Source organism: Sorangium sp. So ce426 (assembly GCF_051475585.1).
Lineage (GTDB): Bacteria > Myxococcota_A > Polyangia > Polyangiales > Polyangiaceae > Sorangium > Sorangium cellulosum_B.
The window spans coordinates 8,793,396-8,811,252 of sequence record NZ_CP150341.1; the positions used below are offsets into that span (position 1 = coordinate 8,793,396).

The window sequence follows — 17,857 nt, forward strand, 5'->3', positions numbered from 1 at the left end:
TCCCCTCCCGAGCGCGCTCGCCTCCGAGCACAGCGCGACCTGGTCCCCTCCCGAGCGCGCTCGCCTCCGACCACAGCGCGACCTGGTCCCCTCCCGAGCGCGCTTGTCCGCGACCACAACGCATCGTGGTCGGGCAGATCTGTACCCCAGGAAGATCACTCCACTTTTCTGGTCGACGTGAGCTGCATCACGCATCTGGGTGCCGCACGCTCGATCGGCCGGCGAGCAGATCCCCTCCCCGGTCCCGGTCCTGGCGCCGTCTCCGGGCCCGGCGGGCGTCTCTGGCCGGGAGATGCTGCGGATTCCGATCGCCCCAGCCGCCCCTTCCGCCACCGCCCCGGCTCGCTCCGGCCCCGGTCCGGCCCGGCACGATTCCGGGACGGTCCCTAGAAACGCGACGTAATTCTGAGCATGAGCCCTTCTCATCCTCCGACCGCCCCGGTCCAGCACGGCACCTGGACCTCCATGCACGCAACGGCCGTTCAGGTCCTCCCAGGCATGCTCCGCTTCCTCGGCATCGCCGAGGGCGACCTCGACGACGTGTGCCAGGACGTCCTCCTGAACGCCTACCGCAGCTTCCCCCGGTACGACCCCATGCGCTCCGGCGGCGCGCCCTGCGCAGCCCTGCTCGATTCGCCAGACGCCCCGGGATCCGCCCCGGCGCCCGCGCAGCCCGCCGTCGCCGCCGACAGCGCGCCGAGCGACACACGTCCTCGCCCGCATGACGCTCCCGCGGGCGCGCCCAGGCCATCTCGACCAGCGCACCTCGGCGAGCACTGGAGGGCGGAGGCGTCATGGCTCTTCGGGATCGCCTGGCGGAAGGTCCGCCATCACCTGGAGCGCGCCTACCGGCGCCGTGAAGTCCCGGTAGGCCTTGCCGACGCCTCCTGTTTCCAGCGGGCAGACGCCGCGGTGAGCAGCGAGCGCCACATCGCCGCGGAGGAGCGGATCGCGCTCGCGATCCGCCTCCTGTCGGCGGTCGCGCCCGAGCGCCGCGCCATCCTCGTCCTCGCCGACGCGTACGACGTCCCGGTGCGCGAGATCGCGCGCGCCCTCGGGCTCAACGAGAACACCGCCGCCAGCCGGCTGCGCCGCGCGCGCCGGGACTACCGCGCCGCCGAGAAGCGGCTGCGCCCCGAGGAGAGACAGGCGCTCCGGTCCAGCCTCCTCGTGCTCCTGCTGTTCTCCGAGACCTCGTTGCGGTCGCTCCGCGACGCGCTCCTGCCCGCGAGCGACCCGGCCGCGCCGAGCGCCCGAGCTCGCGTCGTCGGCACGAGGTGGCGAGCACGTCTTGCGCGTCTCGCGCGCCCGCTCGCCCGGACCGCTCGCCCGGCGCTCGGGTGGGGAGCGGCAGGCATCGCCGGAGGCTTGCTCCTGGCCACCGAGCTCGCTCGAGCTCCGGTGGACTGGGCGCGCCACCTCGGTCCCTTCGCCTTACCCCTCCTCCTCGCACAGGGCACGAACCTGGCCCCGGCGCCGCGACCCCGAGGCGTCTTCGAAGGGGCGCCGCGCCCCGGCGGCTCGACGCCCTCCGACGACATCCCGGGCCTCCGAGCGCCCGCGGCACGGGCGACCGAGGCCCAAGGCCAGCGCCAGCCCGCCGGGTCGAGGCGCGCCCCGGCGCTCGCAGCCGAGAGCCAGGATCCGCTCGGCGAGGAGCTCGCGCTGCTCGACGCGGCCAGGGCGGCGCTGTCGCGCGGCGAGCGCGCCGCCGCCCTCGAGCACCTCGACGCGCACGCGCGGCGTTTTCCACCGAGCCGGCTGACGTTGGTGCGCGAGCGGCTCCGGTCGAGGGCCGAGGCGCTGCCGGTGACAGCGACCGGCGGCACGGCGGGGGACGCGCAGCGATGAGCGAAAGTCCACCGCGTCACGGGCGCGTCGCGTCGCGCGCCCCGCGATGGGGAGAGCGGGCTCGGCACACGGCGTTCGCTTCGATGGTCGCGGCCCTCGTCGCGCTGCGCGCGGCGGCGCCGAGCCGGGCCGACACCGGACCGCCCCGGGCCCGCGTGCGGATCGAGCTCACGCGCGGCCCAGGCACCGAGCGCTGCCCCGACGGGCGGTTCCTGCGCGCAGCGATCGCCCGGCGCATGGGCTTCGATCCCTTCGACGCGGAGGCTCCGCTCCTGATGGAGGCGTCGATAGAAGGAGACCGAGGGGAGCTCATCGCGTCGATCTACCTCCGCGATCGCCGCGGCGTGGTGCTCTGGACCGACGGCCACAGGACCCGCGGCGACTGCAAGACGCTGGTCTCGACGGCGGCCCTCTTGATCGCCGTGCAGCTCGACGACATGGGCGAGCTCCCGCCGCCGCAACCGGCGCCGGCCCCGCAGAACGAGCGCGCGACGCAGGCGGAGGCGCCGTGCTCCCCCGAGCACCCGTGCGCGGGCCGGCCGGCGCCGCCGCCGAACGAGGCGCCGCGCTCACCTCCACCGCCGAGCAAGGCGCCGCCCGCGCGCGAGCGGCCGCCCTTGCGGGCGCCGCCCCCGGGCAGCGCGGGGCAAGCCGCGGCGGAGCGCTTCCACTGGACCGTCGGCGCCGGCGCCGCGATGGCGCTGGGGCTGACGCCCGGCGTCGCGGTGGGTCCGACGTTGTCGGTCGCCGGCCGCTGGCCGGCATGGTCGGTCGCGCTGGAAGCGCGCGGGCTCTCATCGCTGTCGACCAACGTGGACGACGTGCGTGTGGCAACATCGGCGTTCACCGCGAACGCCGCCTTGTGCCTTCACCGGCATGCTCTCTTCGCGTGCGGGGTCGGAGAGCTGGGTGTGCTCCGTGCCGTGCCCGAAGCTCCAAGGCTGGCGAGAACCGTGCTGACTCTTCGTGCCGGGCTCGGCGCGCGAGCCGGCGTCCGGTGGCCGATCTCGGAGGGCCTCTCTGGGTACGGAACTGCCGAGCCGGTCTGGCGCACGGTCGACGCGTCGCTCCTCCGCCGTCGAGGCATCGCCGGAACGGATCGCGCGGCCTGGAGCGCTCCCGCGCTCGGTGTGGCGTTCGGGATCGGTTTACAGCTGAACTTATGATGGGGTCCGGCGGCAGAAATATCCGCCCTCCCCCCCGAGGTAAAAGGATGAGAAATTTTCCTCGATTCAGTGAATGCTCAATGCGCACGAGGCCCGGTGGGAAACCGTCTCCTTGCGCGGAGGACCATCGTTCAGATAAGTTGCGACGCATGCGCGTGCCGGGCTTTGCCCTTGCCGGAGTGCTGTTGGCTGCCAGCTGCAGCCAGGCTCCGATCATCATAGAAGGCCCATGTTCGGAGGAAGAGCTCCTCCACTATCCTGAGTGGTGCTCGGAAGACCTCGGTGAGGGCGGCGCCGGCGGTGAGGGCGGCGCTGGCGGTGAGGGCGGCGCCGGCGGTGAGGAGCACAGCGCCCTGTGCTCCGGCCAGTGCGTCCCTCCCGCACCGCTCGGCTGGTCTGGCCCTGCGCTCCTCTGGTTCGGCCCGCCGGAGGCCGCCCCCGATTGCCCCGCCGACGCGCCGACGATCGGGTACGAGGGCTTCGCCGATCTCCAGCAGGTGCCGACGACGTGCCCGACCTGCGCGTGCGACCCGCCCGAGGTGTCGTGTGCGCTCCCGACCGCGTGGGCCGCGTCGTCGTCCTCGTGCCGAGGCGATGAGCCCGACGCCATCGCGACGCCGTTCACCGCGCCCGACGCATGGGACGGCGCCTGCACCGCCGAGAGCGCGATCCCCGCCGATCAGGACTGCGACGGCGAGCCCTGCGTGCAGTCGCTGGCGATCGCGGCACCCTCGAGCACGGCTGGCGGGTGTACGCCGCGCATCGAAGTCCCGCAGCCGATCCCCCAGAGCCCGCTCTGGTGGGCGACGGGCGCATTGGCCTGCGTCGCCGGGGCGCACACGGCGTGCGCCGACGCGACGACGTGCGCGCCGGCAGCGCCGCCCGCGTTCCTGACGTGCGTCTACCACGAGGGCGACGCCGCCTGTCCGGACGGCTACGCCCAGAAGCACGTCTTCTACAAGGACGTGCTCGACGGCCGCGACTGCACGTCTTGCAGCTGCGGCGAGCCAACCGGCGCCTCGTGCACGATCATGGCGTCCGTGTACCGGGACGCGGCGTGCACCGACATGGTCGCGTCGACCCTCGTCGACTCGAGCGTCCCGTTCTGCGGGGTGACGCCGCCCGGCGTCGGCCTGGGGAGCAAGTCGGCCGCGGTCGTGGCGGTGGAGCCGGGCGCGTGTGTACCGCAGGGCGGCGAGCCCGTCGGCGAGCTTCAGCCGGCCGAGCCGTCCACGTTCTGCTGCATCGCCTGAGCGTGCCGGCGCCGGCCGGCGGCCGATGTCTGGCACTGCCTTGGAATTAGCGAGAGGAGTGCTTGAATCTCCGTGGCCGGTGGTGCGCCGCTGCAGAGTCAGACGCGCCCGCCTGACCCCACCCATCGGTCATCAACGTGAACGTTCACGTCGTCGTTCACGGCCGAACGTTGACGACCACGACCACATCAACGTTCGAATGTAGCAAAGCGCGGCGCGGAGCTTGGTTGACGCCTATGCGCCGCTCCCCCCGGAGGCGCCGCTCACGCCGGATCGCCCGGCGGCTCCTCCTCCGCCTCTGCCTCCCCTCCCCCCTCCTCCCCCGCCTCTTCCGCCTCTGCCTCTTCGCCCTCGCTGGCCCCGCCGTTCCCGCCGGAGGCCCTCGACTGCCATGCTGCCAGCGGCTCCAGCAGCGCCGCGCTCACCTCCTCGCTGCCGCGCACGTCCGGATCCGCGTGCGCCGCGACCCGGGCCGCATAGTCGCGCAGGGCGGCGAGCACCGTCAGGAACGCGGCGCGCACGTCGCCGGTCGGCGCGCTCGCCGGCTTCGGCGCCGTGATGTGCAGCGCCCGGCCATACGCCTCGTGCGCCTCCTCCAGGTGCGCGAGGAACGCCTCGCCGCCCAGCTTCTTGAACGTCCGCTCGTGACGCCCGCTCCGGACCGCGTCGAGGCGCGCCTTCGACTCCTTCCACTCGAGCTTGTACGGCAGCCGCGTGAACGACAGGCCGTCCGGATACAGCAGCTGGAACAGCTCCTTCGCCTCACCCACCTCCGGGAACCGCTCCGGCGGGAGCTTGCACCAGCCGCCCAGCCAGTCGAACGTCCCGCTCCACGCGTTGTCGAGCGTGCGATCCGCCTTCGGTTTGGTCTTCGTCTCCACCGGCTCGCCCCCCCGCGGCCGGGTGAGCGTCTCGAGCGCGTCGACCGCCGCCGCGAGGCGCCCCTTCGATCGACCGATCGCCTCCGGCAGCCTCTTCGGCTTGAGCTGCCGCTCCCTCGCGTCAGCCACCGTGATGAGCTCCGTGCCCAGTACGACCGACTCGGCGGCGTTGAGGCGCGGGAGAGCAACGAGATCCTGGGAGGTGAATGAACGAGCCATGGTGAACTCCTTCCCTGAAACGGCACAATCGGTTGCGCCGCGGACGAACGCCATGGCAAGAATGGGGCCGCGCGAGGCCCCCGTGGTTTCGCTCTCTCCAGTGCGCTGCACACGCTGCTGTACCGACCTGCTCTGGACTGCCGTGGCCGGCCAGGCCTGGTTTGGCCGGCCACGCCGCTCGCCAGCGCGCAGGTCGCCACCAGCGCGCCGCGCCCGCCTCTCCCTCTCTGCGATCCGTATCGGGAGAGCGCGCTCCCCTGGCGCGCCCCCTCCCCTTCAGAACGTGGCGTCGAGCTGGAGCCGACCGACGTGGCGGGCGTCGGCGGTGTCCTTGCCGAAGATGTAGAAATAGTCGCCCTGGATCTTCAGGGCATACCCGTTCACATAATAATTGAGCCCGCCGCCGACCTGCTTTCCCTGCGTGTCGACGAGATTGACGAGCTTCGGATCGGTGCCGCGCTCCGCGAAGATCTGGTCCCAGCGCGCGGCGACCTCGACCCGCTCGGTCAGCAGGAAGCCCGACTGGACGAAGTAGCCGTAACCCGACCGGGTCCACTCCCGCACGGGCGCGCCGTCGACCTCGCCCTCGAAGGAATCCCGCTCGGCGTGGCGCACCACGGCCTCGGCCGAGAGCGAGAAGCCGGCGTATTTGAAGACGAGATCCGCCGCGCCATGCAGGTAGTCGGCCGCGCCGTGCGCGAGCGTCGCGCCGTACGTGCTGCTCTGGCGGCTCGTCTGGTGGTTGTAGGCGCCCGCGACGCCCACCGCGAGCCGGGGCCGCGCCTCGCGAGAGAGGTCGCCCTCCTGGTCGTCGTCGAACGGGCCGAACGGGCGGACCGCGAGCCGCGCCACCGCGAGCGGGCCGTGCTTCTGGCCGCCGAAGCGGTTGCGCCCCTCGCCGCCGCCCACGAAGAGGTTGTACGACAGCTTGCCTCCCAGGCCGAAGAGATCGGGCGAGGAGAGCATCAGCCCGACGTCGCGATCGAGCGTGAGCTCGCGGACGGCGATCTGGCGATCGACCAGCTGGAGGGTGAACTCGCGCGTGGTCCGCGCCCGGTCGAACGGGACGAAGAACTGGCCGACACGCACGTTGAGATCGCGGATCCCGGTGTACTCGACGAAGGCGTCGAAGACGGGAGAGGCGCTGTCCTTCTCGAAGTCGTTGCCGCCGAAGGCGAGCTGCACGTTGTACTTGAGATCGGGCGAGAGGACATGCCCGCTCGTCGTGAGGCGCAACGTCTTCACGTTGATCTCGTTCGTGTCGTCCTCTGCCGTGTGCGTGATGGTCTCGCGGAGCTGCACGCGGGCCCGGATCGTGGACGAGAACTTGTCGTCCGCCGTCTTGACGGTGAAGCCCTTTCCAGGAGCCGCCGTCACCTTGACGGCGCTGCCCTTGTCCTTCGCCGCGCTGGCCCGCTCCTCGGCGGCCGCCTTGCGCTCGGCCTCGAGGCGCTCGATCAGCGCGCGCTGCTGCTGCTCGAGCTCCGCGACCCGGCGGCTCAGCGGCTCGACGCCGTCCGCCGCCCCGGTCTCCTGCGGCGCCGGGGCCGGGAGCGGCGCCGGGGCCTGGGGCGGCGCCGGGGCCTGGGGCGGCGCCGCGGGCTGCTGAGCCGACGCCTGGGAGGGGAGCGCGGCGGCGACGAGCCAGAGCGCCGCTGCCGCGCGGACCGTGTGCGACTTCTTTCCGTTGATCGATTTCAAGCGCGTTGTTCCTCGAATCAAACCAGCTGCTGACGGCGCACGGCGCTCTACGCGCGGCGCGCACGGCCAACACCGGCCGCCGGCGCAAAGGCACACAAAGCCCTCGCAGGCAGCGGACCATCGCTCCCCGGCCTGCGCTCGACGTCCCACGCACGAAACGCAGACGAGAGGCCGCGGTCAGGAGCACCCGGCTGGGCAGCAGCGACGCCAGCAGGGAACCACCGAATGTGTCATCCAATATAACGGACGAAGATCTCTGTCAAGAGATGGATCGCGCCCACAATGATCCATGAATGCGGGCTCCCCCACCATCCAACGGGCCTTGGAACATCCGCCATATCGGACGCCCGGTGCGGGCGGCGCCTCCGGCCCGGGGAGGGCGCCGGATCGCGCGAAAGGGTTCCAACCGACGGCGAGGCAACTAAGATGGCCCCGACGCACGCACGAGGCGCCGATCGGGGGCCCCGCCGCGGTGCGTAGGGATCTCATGAGCCAGAACCCGGACCGCAGCGATCCGCTCAACATCGCCGGCAGCCTGATCGCCGACAAGTACAGGATCGATCACGCCGTGGGCGAGGGCGGCTTCAGCGTCGTCTACAGGGCCGAGCACGTCATCTGGAAGCAGCCCGTCGCCGTCAAGTGCTTCACCCTCCTCGGGGGCGCGCCGGCCGAGCAGCGGGAGCAGCTGCTCCAGGCGTTCATCCAGGAGGGCAAGCTCATGACCGAGCTGTCCAGCCGCTCGGCCGCGATCGTCCAGGCCCGCGACATCGGCACGTTCAACGCGCCGGACGGGCAGTGGCTGCCCTACATGGTCCTCGAGTGGCTCGACGGCAGGCCGCTCGATCGGGTCCTCTTCGACGAGACGACCGACGGCGCGCCGGCGCGCGACCTGCGCGCGACGATGGCGCTGCTCGAGTCGGCCGCGATCGCGCTCGACCTCGTGCACTCGCGGAACATCGCGCACCGCGACATCAAGCCGGCGAACCTGTTCGTCATCGGCCAGCCGCGCGACGCCTCGACGTTCGTGAAGGTGCTCGATTTCGGCATCGCCAAGGTGATGGCCGATCACGCGGCGGCGGCGACGGCGCTCGCCCAGACCGGCAAGGACATCACCGCGTTCACGCCGAGCTACGGCGCCCCCGAGCAGTTCAGCCGCACCCACGGCGCGACCGGGCCCTGGACCGACGTCTTCGCGATGGCGCTCATCATGATCGAGGTGATGCTCGGCGGAGCGCCGGCGCTGCAAGGCGACGACTACCTCCAGCTCGCTGTCGCGAGCCGCGATCCGTCGCGCCGGCCGACCCCGCGGACGCTCGGCCTCACGGTCAGCGACGAGGTCGAGGCGGTCTTCGCGAAGGCGCTCGCCGTCGCGCCGGCGGACCGCTTCCCCACCATGGGCCGCTTCTGGTCGGCGCTGCACCGGGCGGTCTTCCCCGAGGACCCGACCTGGGCGCTCTCCGCGGGCGGCGGCTCGCTCGCGCCCCCGTCCGGCGCGCCGTCGCCCCGCACGTCCGCGCCGCGGCTCGCGTCCTCGCCGCGGATCTCGCTGCAGGCGCAGACCGCGCCGACGATGGCGGCGCCCTCCACGGCCCCGGGGCCGCCGCCCGCGCTGACGTCGCAGCCGGTCTCCGTGGCCGGATCGAGCGCCGCGGGCGGCGCGGCGGCGCCGAGGTCGAAGGGCCCGCTGCTCTTCGGCGGCGTCGCGCTCGCGCTCGCGGCCGGCGGCGCGATCACCTGGAGCCTGCTGCGCGGCGCGCCGCCCGCGGGAGACGCGTCGCGGAGCGCGCCGGTCGCCACAGCGTCCGCCACCGCGGCGGCGCCGACGGCGAGCGCCACGGCCGCGGCGGCCGCGCTCCCCGAGCGGCGGACCGAGTGCCCTGCAGGCATGGTGCTCGTCCCGGGCGGCAAGTTCTTCATGGGCTCCGACGAGCCGGAGTTCAAGCTGTGGCAGCCCGCGCACAAGGTGACGATCGACACGTTCTGCATCGACGTCCACGAGGTGACCGCGGGCGACTACAAGGCGTGCTCGGACAAGGGAGAGTGCAAGCGGCCCCCGGCCGCGCCCGACTTCCCGAACACGAGCGGCGCGCCCGCCGCCGCGCACAAGAAGACGCTGGCGGCCCTCGCCGAGCAGTGCACCTTCGGCAAGCCCGAGCTCGAGAAGCACCCGATCAACTGCCTGCCGTGGAGCCTCGCGAACGCCTACTGCGAGGTCAACGGCAAGCGCCTGCCGACCGAGGCGGAGTGGGAGTACGCGGCGCGCGGCTCCGACGGGCGCAAGTTCCCCTGGGGCGACAAGCCCGGCGACCAGACCTTCATGAACGCGTGCGGCACCGAGTGCACGGCGTGGGAGAAGGCGCGCGGGCTCACGCCGAGCGAGCGCATGTACGAGGCCGACGACGGCTTCTCCGGCACGGCGCCGGTCGGCTCGTTCCCGAACGGCAGGACGAGGTTCGGGGCCGACGACGTGGTCGGCAACGTGTGGGAGTGGACCGCGGACTGGTTCGAGACCTACAAGGACGAGGAGCAGGTGAACCCGAAGGGGGCGCCTGCCGGCGATCGCAAGGCGATCCGGGGCGGCGCCTACAACGGCGGCTTCGCGCTCTGGCTCAACCCGGCGTTCCGCTACCACCAGCTGGCGACGGCGAGCGCGCCGGGCATCGGCTTCCGCTGCGCCGCGCGCCTGTAGCCGTGCCGGTCCCGACGTCGCAGCTCGCGAACCCCGCCATCGCCGGCCCGCTCGGCACGCTGGCGTTCTCGCAGGTGCGCCCGCTGAGCTCGTCGCTCGCGCTGCGCGCGATCCGGTGGCACCAGAGCCTGGAGCGGCTCGGGGTGGTCCTGCCGTTCGCGCTGGTGCACGACGCGGGCCTGCTCTTCTCGACGCCGCGCGAGCAGCTGGAGCTCGGCCCGCGCTGCGACCCGAGGGAGCTCGCGGGCCGGCTCCGGGACGCAGAGCGCGTCGTGGAGGGCTACCGGGCGGTGCTCCGGGAGCTCGCCGAGAGCGAGGCCGCGCGGTGCGCGGCGCAGCTCCGGATGAGCGACGATCTGGTCACGGTCGTGCTGTCGCGCCTCTTCGGCGCGGTCGCGGCGCGGACCCACACGCCGCCGGCCTACCGCGCGATGCTGCCCGCGGACGCGGCGCTCTTCGACGGGATCGAGCCGCAGCTCCGCGGGCTGTTCCTGTCGGCGCGGCGCGAGTTCGAGCAGCGGGCGCTGGAGGCGCTCGACGTCTCCCGGCTGTACGTGCTCACGATGTCGGACGCGCTCGACATCGAGACGCTGCGCCTGTTCGGCATGCTGGGCTCGGAGGCGTCGGCCGGGGCGCTCGCCCAGGTCGATCTGCTCGCGGCGCTCTCGTCGCCCGAGGCGAACGACATCGTGAATTTCTCGCTGGAGATCCTGCCGAGCGTGCTCGAGACGAAGACGCGCCCGGCCGCGGGCACGACGGCGGCGCACGGCTACTCGGGGCTGGGCACGCGCGGCTCGATCGACAGCATGGTGCTGACGGAGCTCGCGTGGGACGACATGGAGCTGGCGCGCCGCATCGCGGACAACGAGGTGCTGTACTTCGCGCGCGAGCAGAGCCGGGACGAGCAGCGGCGCATCCACTACCTGCTCATCGACGCGTCGGCGTCGATGCGCGGCGATCGCCAGACGTTCGCGCGGGGGATGGCGATCGCGACGGGCAAGCGGCTGCTGCTGGAGGGCGAGGACGTGGCGTTCCGCTTCTTCGACGCGCGGCTGTACGAGCTCTACCGGGCGAAGAACGGGCAGCTGCCGACGGCGCACCTCCTGTCGTTCAAGGGGGAGCGGGGCAGGAACCCGGCGCGCGTGTTCGCGGAGCTCGCCACGGATCTGGATCTGACGCGGCACCACGATCCGCGCACGCCGGTGGTGCACCTCTTCACGCACGCGGCGCTCTACATCCCGCGGGAGATGGTGCAGGCGGTGCAGAGCCACGCGCACATCTCGGCGGTGTTCATGCTGCCATCGGGGGGGGAGCTGGACCTCGACTACCTGGATCTGCTGGACGCGCACTGGGTTGTCGACCACGCGACGGTGGCGAGCGGGGCGGCTCGGGCCAGCGCGGCGAAGGCGATCCTCGGGGAGAAAGACCGACAGGACCGGCCCGAGGAGGGAGGTTCTGCCGCACGGCGCCTGGGGGCCCCGCCGAACTCGCACGTGGCCTGAGCCTTGCCCGCTGGGCAAGGCTCAGGCCACGTGCTCAAACATCGGCCCATCCCCCAGGCGCCGTGCGGCAGAACCTCCCTCCTCGGGCCTACGGGAATTGATGGGGAGATGGGGAGATGGGGAGATGGGGAACGGACCATCCTCCAGGCGCTGTGCAGCGGGACCGGGTTTGCCGAAATTGATGGGAGGTGGAGAGCGGGCTTTCCTTCAGTGATGCGCTATCAAGCCCCGCATCTCGAACGGGTTCACCGCGTACTCCTCCTCGGTAATGAAGTCGTCGATGCCGAGCCACTCCGCCAGAGGCCGGCATTCATCCACCTTCCATGGGGCCACGAGCGCCGCGATCTCCTCGGGCGTGCGCGGATAGACCTTGACCCCGGCGAGGGATCCGGCGCTGCTCAGCTGGCCCGCCGCCGCGGCGCCGCGCGACATGATGAAGCTGAGCGCCAGCACGCTGCCAGAGGCGCAGAACGCATGCAGCTTCTGCAGGATGTCGCGCGAGCTCTCATCGTCCATCATGTAGAAGATGCCGATGCCTCCGACCGCGATGCGGCGCTCCGCGCCGAAGAACTCCGCCGCCGCCGCGAGCAACGGCGACGGGTCTCGCACATCGGCCTGGATGTAGCGCATGTTCTGCCTGTCAGCCAGGATCTGCTCGCCGTAGATCACGCTCACCGGGTCGACGTCCGAAAACAGGATGCGCGCATCAGGCAGGTAGTCGTTGAGATGGCCCTGCGTCGGTAGCCCCGAGGCGAGATCGAGCACGTTCGTGATACCCGCCTCGGACCATCGCTGCCCCACGAGCTGGATGAACCAGCGGTTGAGCTTCGCGACCTTCGGATAGGTGGGTACGAGCTTCATGATCGCCGCGGCGGCGGCGCGATCCACCTCGTAGTTGTGGTGTCCTCCGAGAACATAGTCGTACACCCGACCGACGTGCGGCTTGGTCGTGTCAATCTCCATGGTTTCCTCCCTAGAGTGAGTTCACTGCGCGCTCGTCAACGGCCGCGATACGAGCCAGCAGCTCCTCGCTGCGGACGCGGACCGCCACGCACCTCGAGCCCTTCCCGCCGCAGCGCATAGAGGATACCGCTCTGCAGATTGGCCAGCACCACGATGCCCGCGAGGTGGGCGTCCTGATCGCTCAGCACGCGGGCCGCCTCGGGGCGGATGCCGACCAGCACCGGGTGGGTGCCGAGGAGGTCGAGCGCGCGCGCGGTGCGCACGAGCGCGTCGACGGCCTCCGCGTCCATCGCCGGCACGCCGGTCACATCGATGATCGCGGTGCGCGCTTGCCGGTCCACCACCTCTCGCAACAGGCACTCGGTGATCCTCCCCGCTCGCTCGGTATCGAGCTTTCCAATGAGCGGCAGCACCAAGATATGATCGTACACGGGCATGATCGGCGTCGAGAGCTCGATGATCACCCGGCGCAGCTCGCGCTCGCGGTTGTGGATGGCGCGCTCGAGCGCGAGCTGCATCTCGTCGCGCTGGACGCCGACCTCGCGCTTCTCTTGCTCTGCCACCGCGTCCACGAGCAGCGTCAGGTAGTCGTTCACCAGCGCCGCCGCCTCCAGCGCTTCGGGCGTACTTCCGGGCAGGCGCGCCAGCACCTCGCGCACGAGGAAGCGGCTCAGTCCAAGGAGGGCTCGCAGCCCGAGCCCCTGCTGCCCGAGCTTCTGCCCGAGCGACATGACGGGCGCCGCGTCGACGGTGGAGGAGAAATGGAACAGCGCGTCGAGGATCTGCTGCGCGACCTGCGGCAATCGAAATGGCGGGAGACCGCTGCGGTTGTGTAGGGCGTTGTCCTTGAGCACCTTCGCCGCGCTCTTCGCCAGCGCCTGGCGCTCCGGGCCGATCCAGCTCTGCATAGGAGGTCCCCTTCCTTGGCCTTGACCGTGTTGTGTCGCATGGGCGCTCACGAAGTGGGAGAGTAGGCCGCCTTCGGATCGCGCTCGTCGTTCCGAGATCCAGACTGGAGTGGACCTCGGCCTCATGCCTCAACCCACTCACCATGCAGGCGAATGTATGGCTTCGCGAGGAACGCGCCCCCGAGACGAGGTCTCACTCCCCGTACTGTGAACCTACAGGATCAGTGTCCTGACTGTCCATGTTCCATGACGACAGCAGCGCGCAGCTGCGGCGCGACCACCGCACGAGGGGTGGCCCGCGCCTCGGCGCTCCTGGGCCTGCCGCCGACCGGCTCCAGCACGTCCATGTCGCCTGAACCCGCACCCGGCACCACGTTGCCGGCGTGAAGCGTGCGCTTCCGCCGGGTCCGGTCAGGCGCGTACTTCCAGGGATCGTTACGGAGTTCTGCCGTAATACCCCGGCTCATTGCCGGGCTTCCACTTGATGTTGCAACCGATGCTCGGGCGCTGCTCCGAGGGGACGGGCGCCGAGGAGAGCACCGCGTCGATGGCGGCGCGGAGATCGCGGCCCGTCACGGGGACGTCGTTGCCAGGACGGCTGTCGTCGAGCTGACCGCGGTAGACCAGCCGGCGATCGGGGCCGAAGAGGTAGAAATCCGGCGTGCAGGCGGCCCGGTACGCCCTGGCGACCTGCTGGGCCTCGTCGAGGAGATAAGGGAACGTGTAGCCGACCTCGCGCGCCTCTCTGGCCATCGCCTCGGCGTTGTCCGCTGGATACGCGACGATATCGTTCGAGTTGATGGCCACGATGGCCACGTCGTCAGCGCCATAATCGCGCCTCAGCCGGGCGAGCTCGTGGCGGATGTGCTTGACGAACGGACAATGATTGCAGATGAACATCACGAGGAGCGCCCGCTGCGCTTTGAAATCCGACAGCGCGACCTGCTTTCCTGTGAAGTCGGGCAGCCTGAAGTCGGGCGCCGGGGTGCCCAGCTCAAGCATCGTGGACGGGGTGCGTGCCATGACAGGATTCTCCTCTCGCTGTGACGGCGCGCACCCTACCACGCCGCGGCCCCCGCCGCTGACCACCTCCCCCGCCTTCGCGGCCGAGGCGGCCCGAGGGCGCGGCGATCACCTCGGGAAGTGACGCTCGATCATCGAGAAGAACGCCGCCCCGCCCGGCTCGCCGCCGATGCTCCAGTACGTCACCCCGCCGAGCCCACCCTGCTCGGCGACGGCGACCTTCTCCTCGAGCGACGCGAGGTCCTCGAAGAAGAGGCGCTCGCCGCTCGCGAGGAGCCGGTTCGGCGATCTCCCCGCCGCGAGCCGCCCGCCCTCGTCGTCCGGGCACCGGCTCATGTGCTCGGAGCTCGTCTCGTAGCCGTCGCCCGCGAGCTCCAGGCACTTGCTGAGCGGCTCACACCCCACCACGGCGCCCCCGCTCCCCGGCGCCTCCGGCCCGACGAGACCGTAGTTCGGCAGCCCGAAGATGAACTTCTCGCGGCGCGCGCCGCCGTCGAGCGATCCGATGTACGAGACGGTCTCCTGCAGCCAGCCGAGCGGCGCGACGGGGCCCACGTGCGCTCCGCCGTGCCAGTGGTAGTCGTAGCCCATCACGTGCACGTGATCCGCCGACGCGCTCAGCGCCTCGTAGTCGAATACGCCGTTCGCGGACGCGACCGCCGGCACCGCGAGCGAGAGCTCCTTTCCACGCGCGTGGAGGGCGCGCGCGAGCTCGTCGATGAACGCCGAGAAGGCCGCCCGCTCGGCCCGGACGGTCTCGCCCGGCCCGAGGACGGACGAGAGGTGCTCGTAATCGATGTCGATCCCGTCATAACCGTTCTCCACCACGAGCGCGACGACGCCCTCCACGTGCCTCGCCCGGAGCGCAGGATCGTGGAGCATGGCGTGCACCGCGACGACGTCGGGCCGGTCGATGGCGGCGATGAGGGGGATGAGCCGGGTCCGCGCGCCGCCGGCCGTCGTGCGGTCGAGGACGCGCGGGTCGTGAAAACCGGCGAACGGCGCCTCCCGGCCGCGCGGGTGGTTCTCGAAGCGGGTCGGCGAGGCGACGCGCCACCACTTCGGGTGCACGGCGTCGAACGCCCCCGCGTGGGCCGCGAAGGTGTCGTATCCGAGCTCCGTCGACTCGGGATCTCCAAGGAACTCGTGCAGCCACCCGCAGAAGCGGTGATCGCCCGGCGCCTCCTCGCCCGGCGCGCGCGTCGCCTGGCTCGCGCGCCGCGCCCCGGGCGCGGTCGACGCCGAGAGCTCGGCGCTCCCCACCTCGTCGAGCAGCAGCGCGCGCTCGGCCGCGCCACCGCAAGAGATGGAGAACGCGGCGGAGAAGGCGAGCATCAGAGTCTGGTGAAACAGCTTCATATCGGCCGCGCTCTAGCAGCCCGCCGCCGCGCCGACAGCCCGGTTCTCACGCTTCCGCGGGCCGCCTCACGCAGCGCCCGCGATGCGCCGTTTGACGGCTGCTCCATCCCCGCGCCCTGAGGAACCCCCTCATTTTGCAGCCGCCCGCCGCTCCCTCGGCCAGGGCCGGTGTACTACGCTCGCCCCCGGCATGACCCAAGGCGTCCGCCCCCTGCACGAGCTCCGCGACGAGGCCCGCTCCGCGCTGGCCAGGAGCGATCTCACGCGCGCGCGCGACGCGCTCTTCAGCGCCCTCCAGCACACCATCGCCCGCGAGGAGGAGTACGTCGCCATGACCGACGAGCTCCGCGACGTGCTGGTCCGGCTGGGCGACGCGCGGAGCGCGCTCACCGTCTCCTGGTACGGCGGCAACGAGCAGAGCCAGCGCCCGCTCATCGCCAAGGTCCCGCCCATCGACCGCGCGCGCACCGTGCTCGCCTGGGCCGAGCGCGAGCAGGACCCCGAGCGGCAGAAGCGGCTCTACGGCCGCGCCGCCGACGAGTACGAGGCCGCCGGCCTCGTCGCGCAGGCCGCCATCGCCCGCGAGCGCGGCCAGGACTTCGCCCGCGCCCGCGCCCTCTGGTCGCGCCTCGCCCAGCTGCTCTCCTCGTCGGGCAGCGACCTCTACGCCGCCGGCCTCGCCCGCTTCAACCTCGCCCGCACCTCGCTGCGCACGGGCGACGCCGCGGCGGCGCGCGAGGCCGTCTTCGCCTCCGTCCACCTGCTCGAGGAGGCCGCCGACAGGTACGAGACCATCGGCCAGCGCGAGCGCGCCTTCGACTGCTACCAGGTCCTCATCGCCGTCGGGCGCGAGAGCCGCGCCTTCGAGCACGTCCTCGAGGGCTACGTGAACGTCATCCGCATCCTGCGCGAGGACCACCTGCGCTACTACGCGCTCCAGTCCTACGAGGAGGCCGTCGCCGCGGCCGAGAAGCAGGGCGAGGTCTCCGCCGCCGCCACGCTCGCCCGCGAGATGGCCGCGTACGCCCGGAAAGAGGGGCTCGCCGCCGTCGCCAACTTCGCCGTGCTCGCGCAGGCCCGCCTCTGGCAAGAGGTGTCCGCCGTCTCGCAGAAGCGCGCCGCCCCGCCCGAGATCGCCGAGAACGCGCTGCTCGCCGCCGTGATCGCGCTCGGCGAGGCAGGGCAGTACAGCAAGGTGGGCGGCGTCTACCGCGCGCTCACGCAGCTGCCGCTCGAGGAGACCCGGAAGAAGCACTACGCCCGCGCCGGCCGCCGCTACGTGAACGCGCAGGACCTGCCGATCGACGCCGCGCCGCTGCCGGCGCACCTCCGCCACGAGCTCGGCTTCCCCGACGTCTGGCACATCGACCTCGTCGAGTGGGAGCAAGCCGGCAGCGCCGCCCAGGCGTGCGGCGACATCGTGCTCGACCCGGCGCAGTGGTCCGAGGTCACCCGCCGCCGCGCCATGCTCGCCCGGCTCACCGCGCTCGCCGTCGAGGGCGCGACGCCCGAGGCCGCCCCCGCGCAGCAGCTCATCAGCCTCGCGGAGCAGCTCGCGACGGTCGAGCTCTACACGATCCTCTCGCCCCTCGAGCGCCTGTTCCGCCGCGCCGAGCCGAAGATCCGGGTGGCCGTCGTCCGCGCGCTGTCCCACTTCCTCTACAAGCGCACGTTCATCACCATCCGCGACGCGCTCGTGGATCCCGATCCCACCGTGGTCCATGAGGCCGCCCGGGCGCTGGAAGAGCTGCGCTTCGCCCACGCCTTCGATCCGCTCGCCCGCATCTACCGCGAGTCGCAGGCCCCCGCCGTGCGCGCCAGCGCCGTGCGGGCGATCGCGAAGATCGACACCCTCGAGGCCGGCGAGATGCTCCTCGGCATCCTCCAGCACGAGGGCGCCGAGGAGCGCGCCGTGGCCGTCGAGGCGCTCAAGCGCGTGCGCGGCATGAAGTTCGTGGAGCTCGCCCGCGGCTCGCTCTCCGAGCTGACAGGCTCCGCGCAGGCGGTTGTGCGAGAGATCCTCCAGAGCCGTGGCCTCAGCCCCTGAGCGCGCCTGCACGACCACGCGCCCGCCCGCCGCGCCGGGGCTCCACGACGAACCACAACGGAGCTGCTCGGGGGTGATCCGCTGTCCGGGCAGCGAGCGCAGACTGCGCCTGGCTCCTCCCCTCTCTCACGCGCCAGAAACCGCGCCTCGGACGAGCCTCACGCGAGGAGGACGAGCAACCCCGCGATTGTGCGCTGCGGCAAAGGGATTCCCCTAACGAGTTTGGTTGTCGCGGCGCTTCTGGAGGGTGCACGTCGACATCCAGTCGGGATACCCTGCACGCGCCAATCCAACT

At 71.8% G+C, this 17,857-nt stretch carries 12 protein-coding genes; 6 read left to right on the plus strand and 6 right to left on the minus strand.

Annotated elements, in window-relative coordinates; genetic code table 11:
• Positions 1 to 498: 498 nt before the first annotated feature.
• The 3 genes from WMF44_RS32685 to WMF44_RS32695 all read left to right on the plus strand — a co-directional run bounded on the left by WMF44_RS32685 (position 499) and on the right by WMF44_RS32695 (position 4,270).
• The gene (locus WMF44_RS32685) at positions 499 to 1,851 is read left to right on the plus strand and encodes an RNA polymerase sigma factor (RefSeq protein WP_437293966.1); all 1,353 of its coding nucleotides are present in this window, start codon (positions 499 to 501) and stop codon (positions 1,849 to 1,851) included.
• Between the two features lie 83 nt (positions 1,852 to 1,934).
• A complete protein-coding gene (locus tag WMF44_RS32690) occupies positions 1,935 to 3,017 on the plus strand; it encodes a hypothetical protein (protein ID WP_437293967.1) in 1,083 nt (360 codons plus the stop codon).
• 179 nt (positions 3,018 to 3,196) lie between these two features.
• Positions 3,197 to 4,270 carry a hypothetical protein gene (locus WMF44_RS32695; RefSeq protein ID WP_437301640.1) on the plus strand — a complete coding sequence of 358 codons (1,074 nt, stop codon included), beginning with the start codon at positions 3,197 to 3,199 and terminating at the stop codon, positions 4,268 to 4,270.
• A 263-nt stretch (positions 4,271 to 4,533) separates the two neighbouring features.
• Here WMF44_RS32695 and WMF44_RS32700 read toward each other — a convergent pair whose 3' ends face one another.
• Both WMF44_RS32700 and WMF44_RS32705 read right to left on the minus strand, forming a co-directional pair.
• Complete coding sequence (locus WMF44_RS32700) at positions 4,534 to 5,370, minus strand: hypothetical protein (RefSeq protein ID WP_437293968.1); 837 nt, start codon at positions 5,368 to 5,370, stop codon at positions 4,534 to 4,536.
• A 276-nt stretch (positions 5,371 to 5,646) separates the two neighbouring features.
• Complete coding sequence (locus tag WMF44_RS32705) at positions 5,647 to 7,071, minus strand: porin (RefSeq protein ID WP_437293969.1); 1,425 nt, start codon at positions 7,069 to 7,071, stop codon at positions 5,647 to 5,649.
• 487 nt (positions 7,072 to 7,558) lie between these two features.
• Between WMF44_RS32705 and WMF44_RS32710 the strand changes: the two genes are divergently transcribed.
• Together WMF44_RS32710 and WMF44_RS32715 are read left to right on the plus strand one after the other, a co-directional pair.
• Complete coding sequence (locus tag WMF44_RS32710; protein ID WP_437293970.1) at positions 7,559 to 9,760, plus strand: SUMF1/EgtB/PvdO family nonheme iron enzyme; 2,202 nt, start codon at positions 7,559 to 7,561, stop codon at positions 9,758 to 9,760.
• Between the two features lie 2 nt (positions 9,761 to 9,762).
• Positions 9,763 to 11,262, plus strand: coding sequence for a hypothetical protein (locus tag WMF44_RS32715; protein WP_437293971.1), 1,500 nt, complete (start codon positions 9,763 to 9,765; stop codon positions 11,260 to 11,262).
• A 207-nt stretch (positions 11,263 to 11,469) separates the two neighbouring features.
• Here WMF44_RS32715 and WMF44_RS32720 read toward each other — a convergent pair whose 3' ends face one another.
• The 4 genes from WMF44_RS32720 to WMF44_RS32735 form a co-directional block, all read right to left on the minus strand.
• The gene (locus tag WMF44_RS32720) at positions 11,470 to 12,225 is read right to left on the minus strand and encodes an SAM-dependent methyltransferase (protein ID WP_437293972.1); all 756 of its coding nucleotides are present in this window, start codon (positions 12,223 to 12,225) and stop codon (positions 11,470 to 11,472) included.
• Between the two features lie 35 nt (positions 12,226 to 12,260).
• Positions 12,261 to 13,133 (minus strand): STAS domain-containing protein, encoded by an 873-nt coding sequence (locus WMF44_RS32725; protein WP_437293973.1) that lies wholly within the window; start codon positions 13,131 to 13,133, stop codon positions 12,261 to 12,263.
• Positions 13,134 to 13,568: 435 nt separating this feature from the next.
• Positions 13,569 to 14,156, minus strand: a complete 588-nt coding sequence (locus WMF44_RS32730) for a thioredoxin family protein (protein WP_437293974.1) — start codon at positions 14,154 to 14,156, stop codon at positions 13,569 to 13,571.
• Positions 14,157 to 14,264: 108 nt separating this feature from the next.
• Complete coding sequence (locus WMF44_RS32735) at positions 14,265 to 15,515, minus strand: glycosyl hydrolase family 18 protein (protein WP_437293975.1); 1,251 nt, start codon at positions 15,513 to 15,515, stop codon at positions 14,265 to 14,267.
• A gap of 190 nt (positions 15,516 to 15,705) precedes the next feature.
• Here WMF44_RS32735 and WMF44_RS32740 point away from each other — a divergent pair, with 190 nt between their 5' ends.
• Positions 15,706 to 17,562 (plus strand): HEAT repeat domain-containing protein, encoded by a 1,857-nt coding sequence (locus WMF44_RS32740; RefSeq protein WP_437293976.1) that lies wholly within the window; start codon positions 15,706 to 15,708, stop codon positions 17,560 to 17,562.
• Positions 17,563 to 17,857 lie beyond the last annotated feature (295 nt).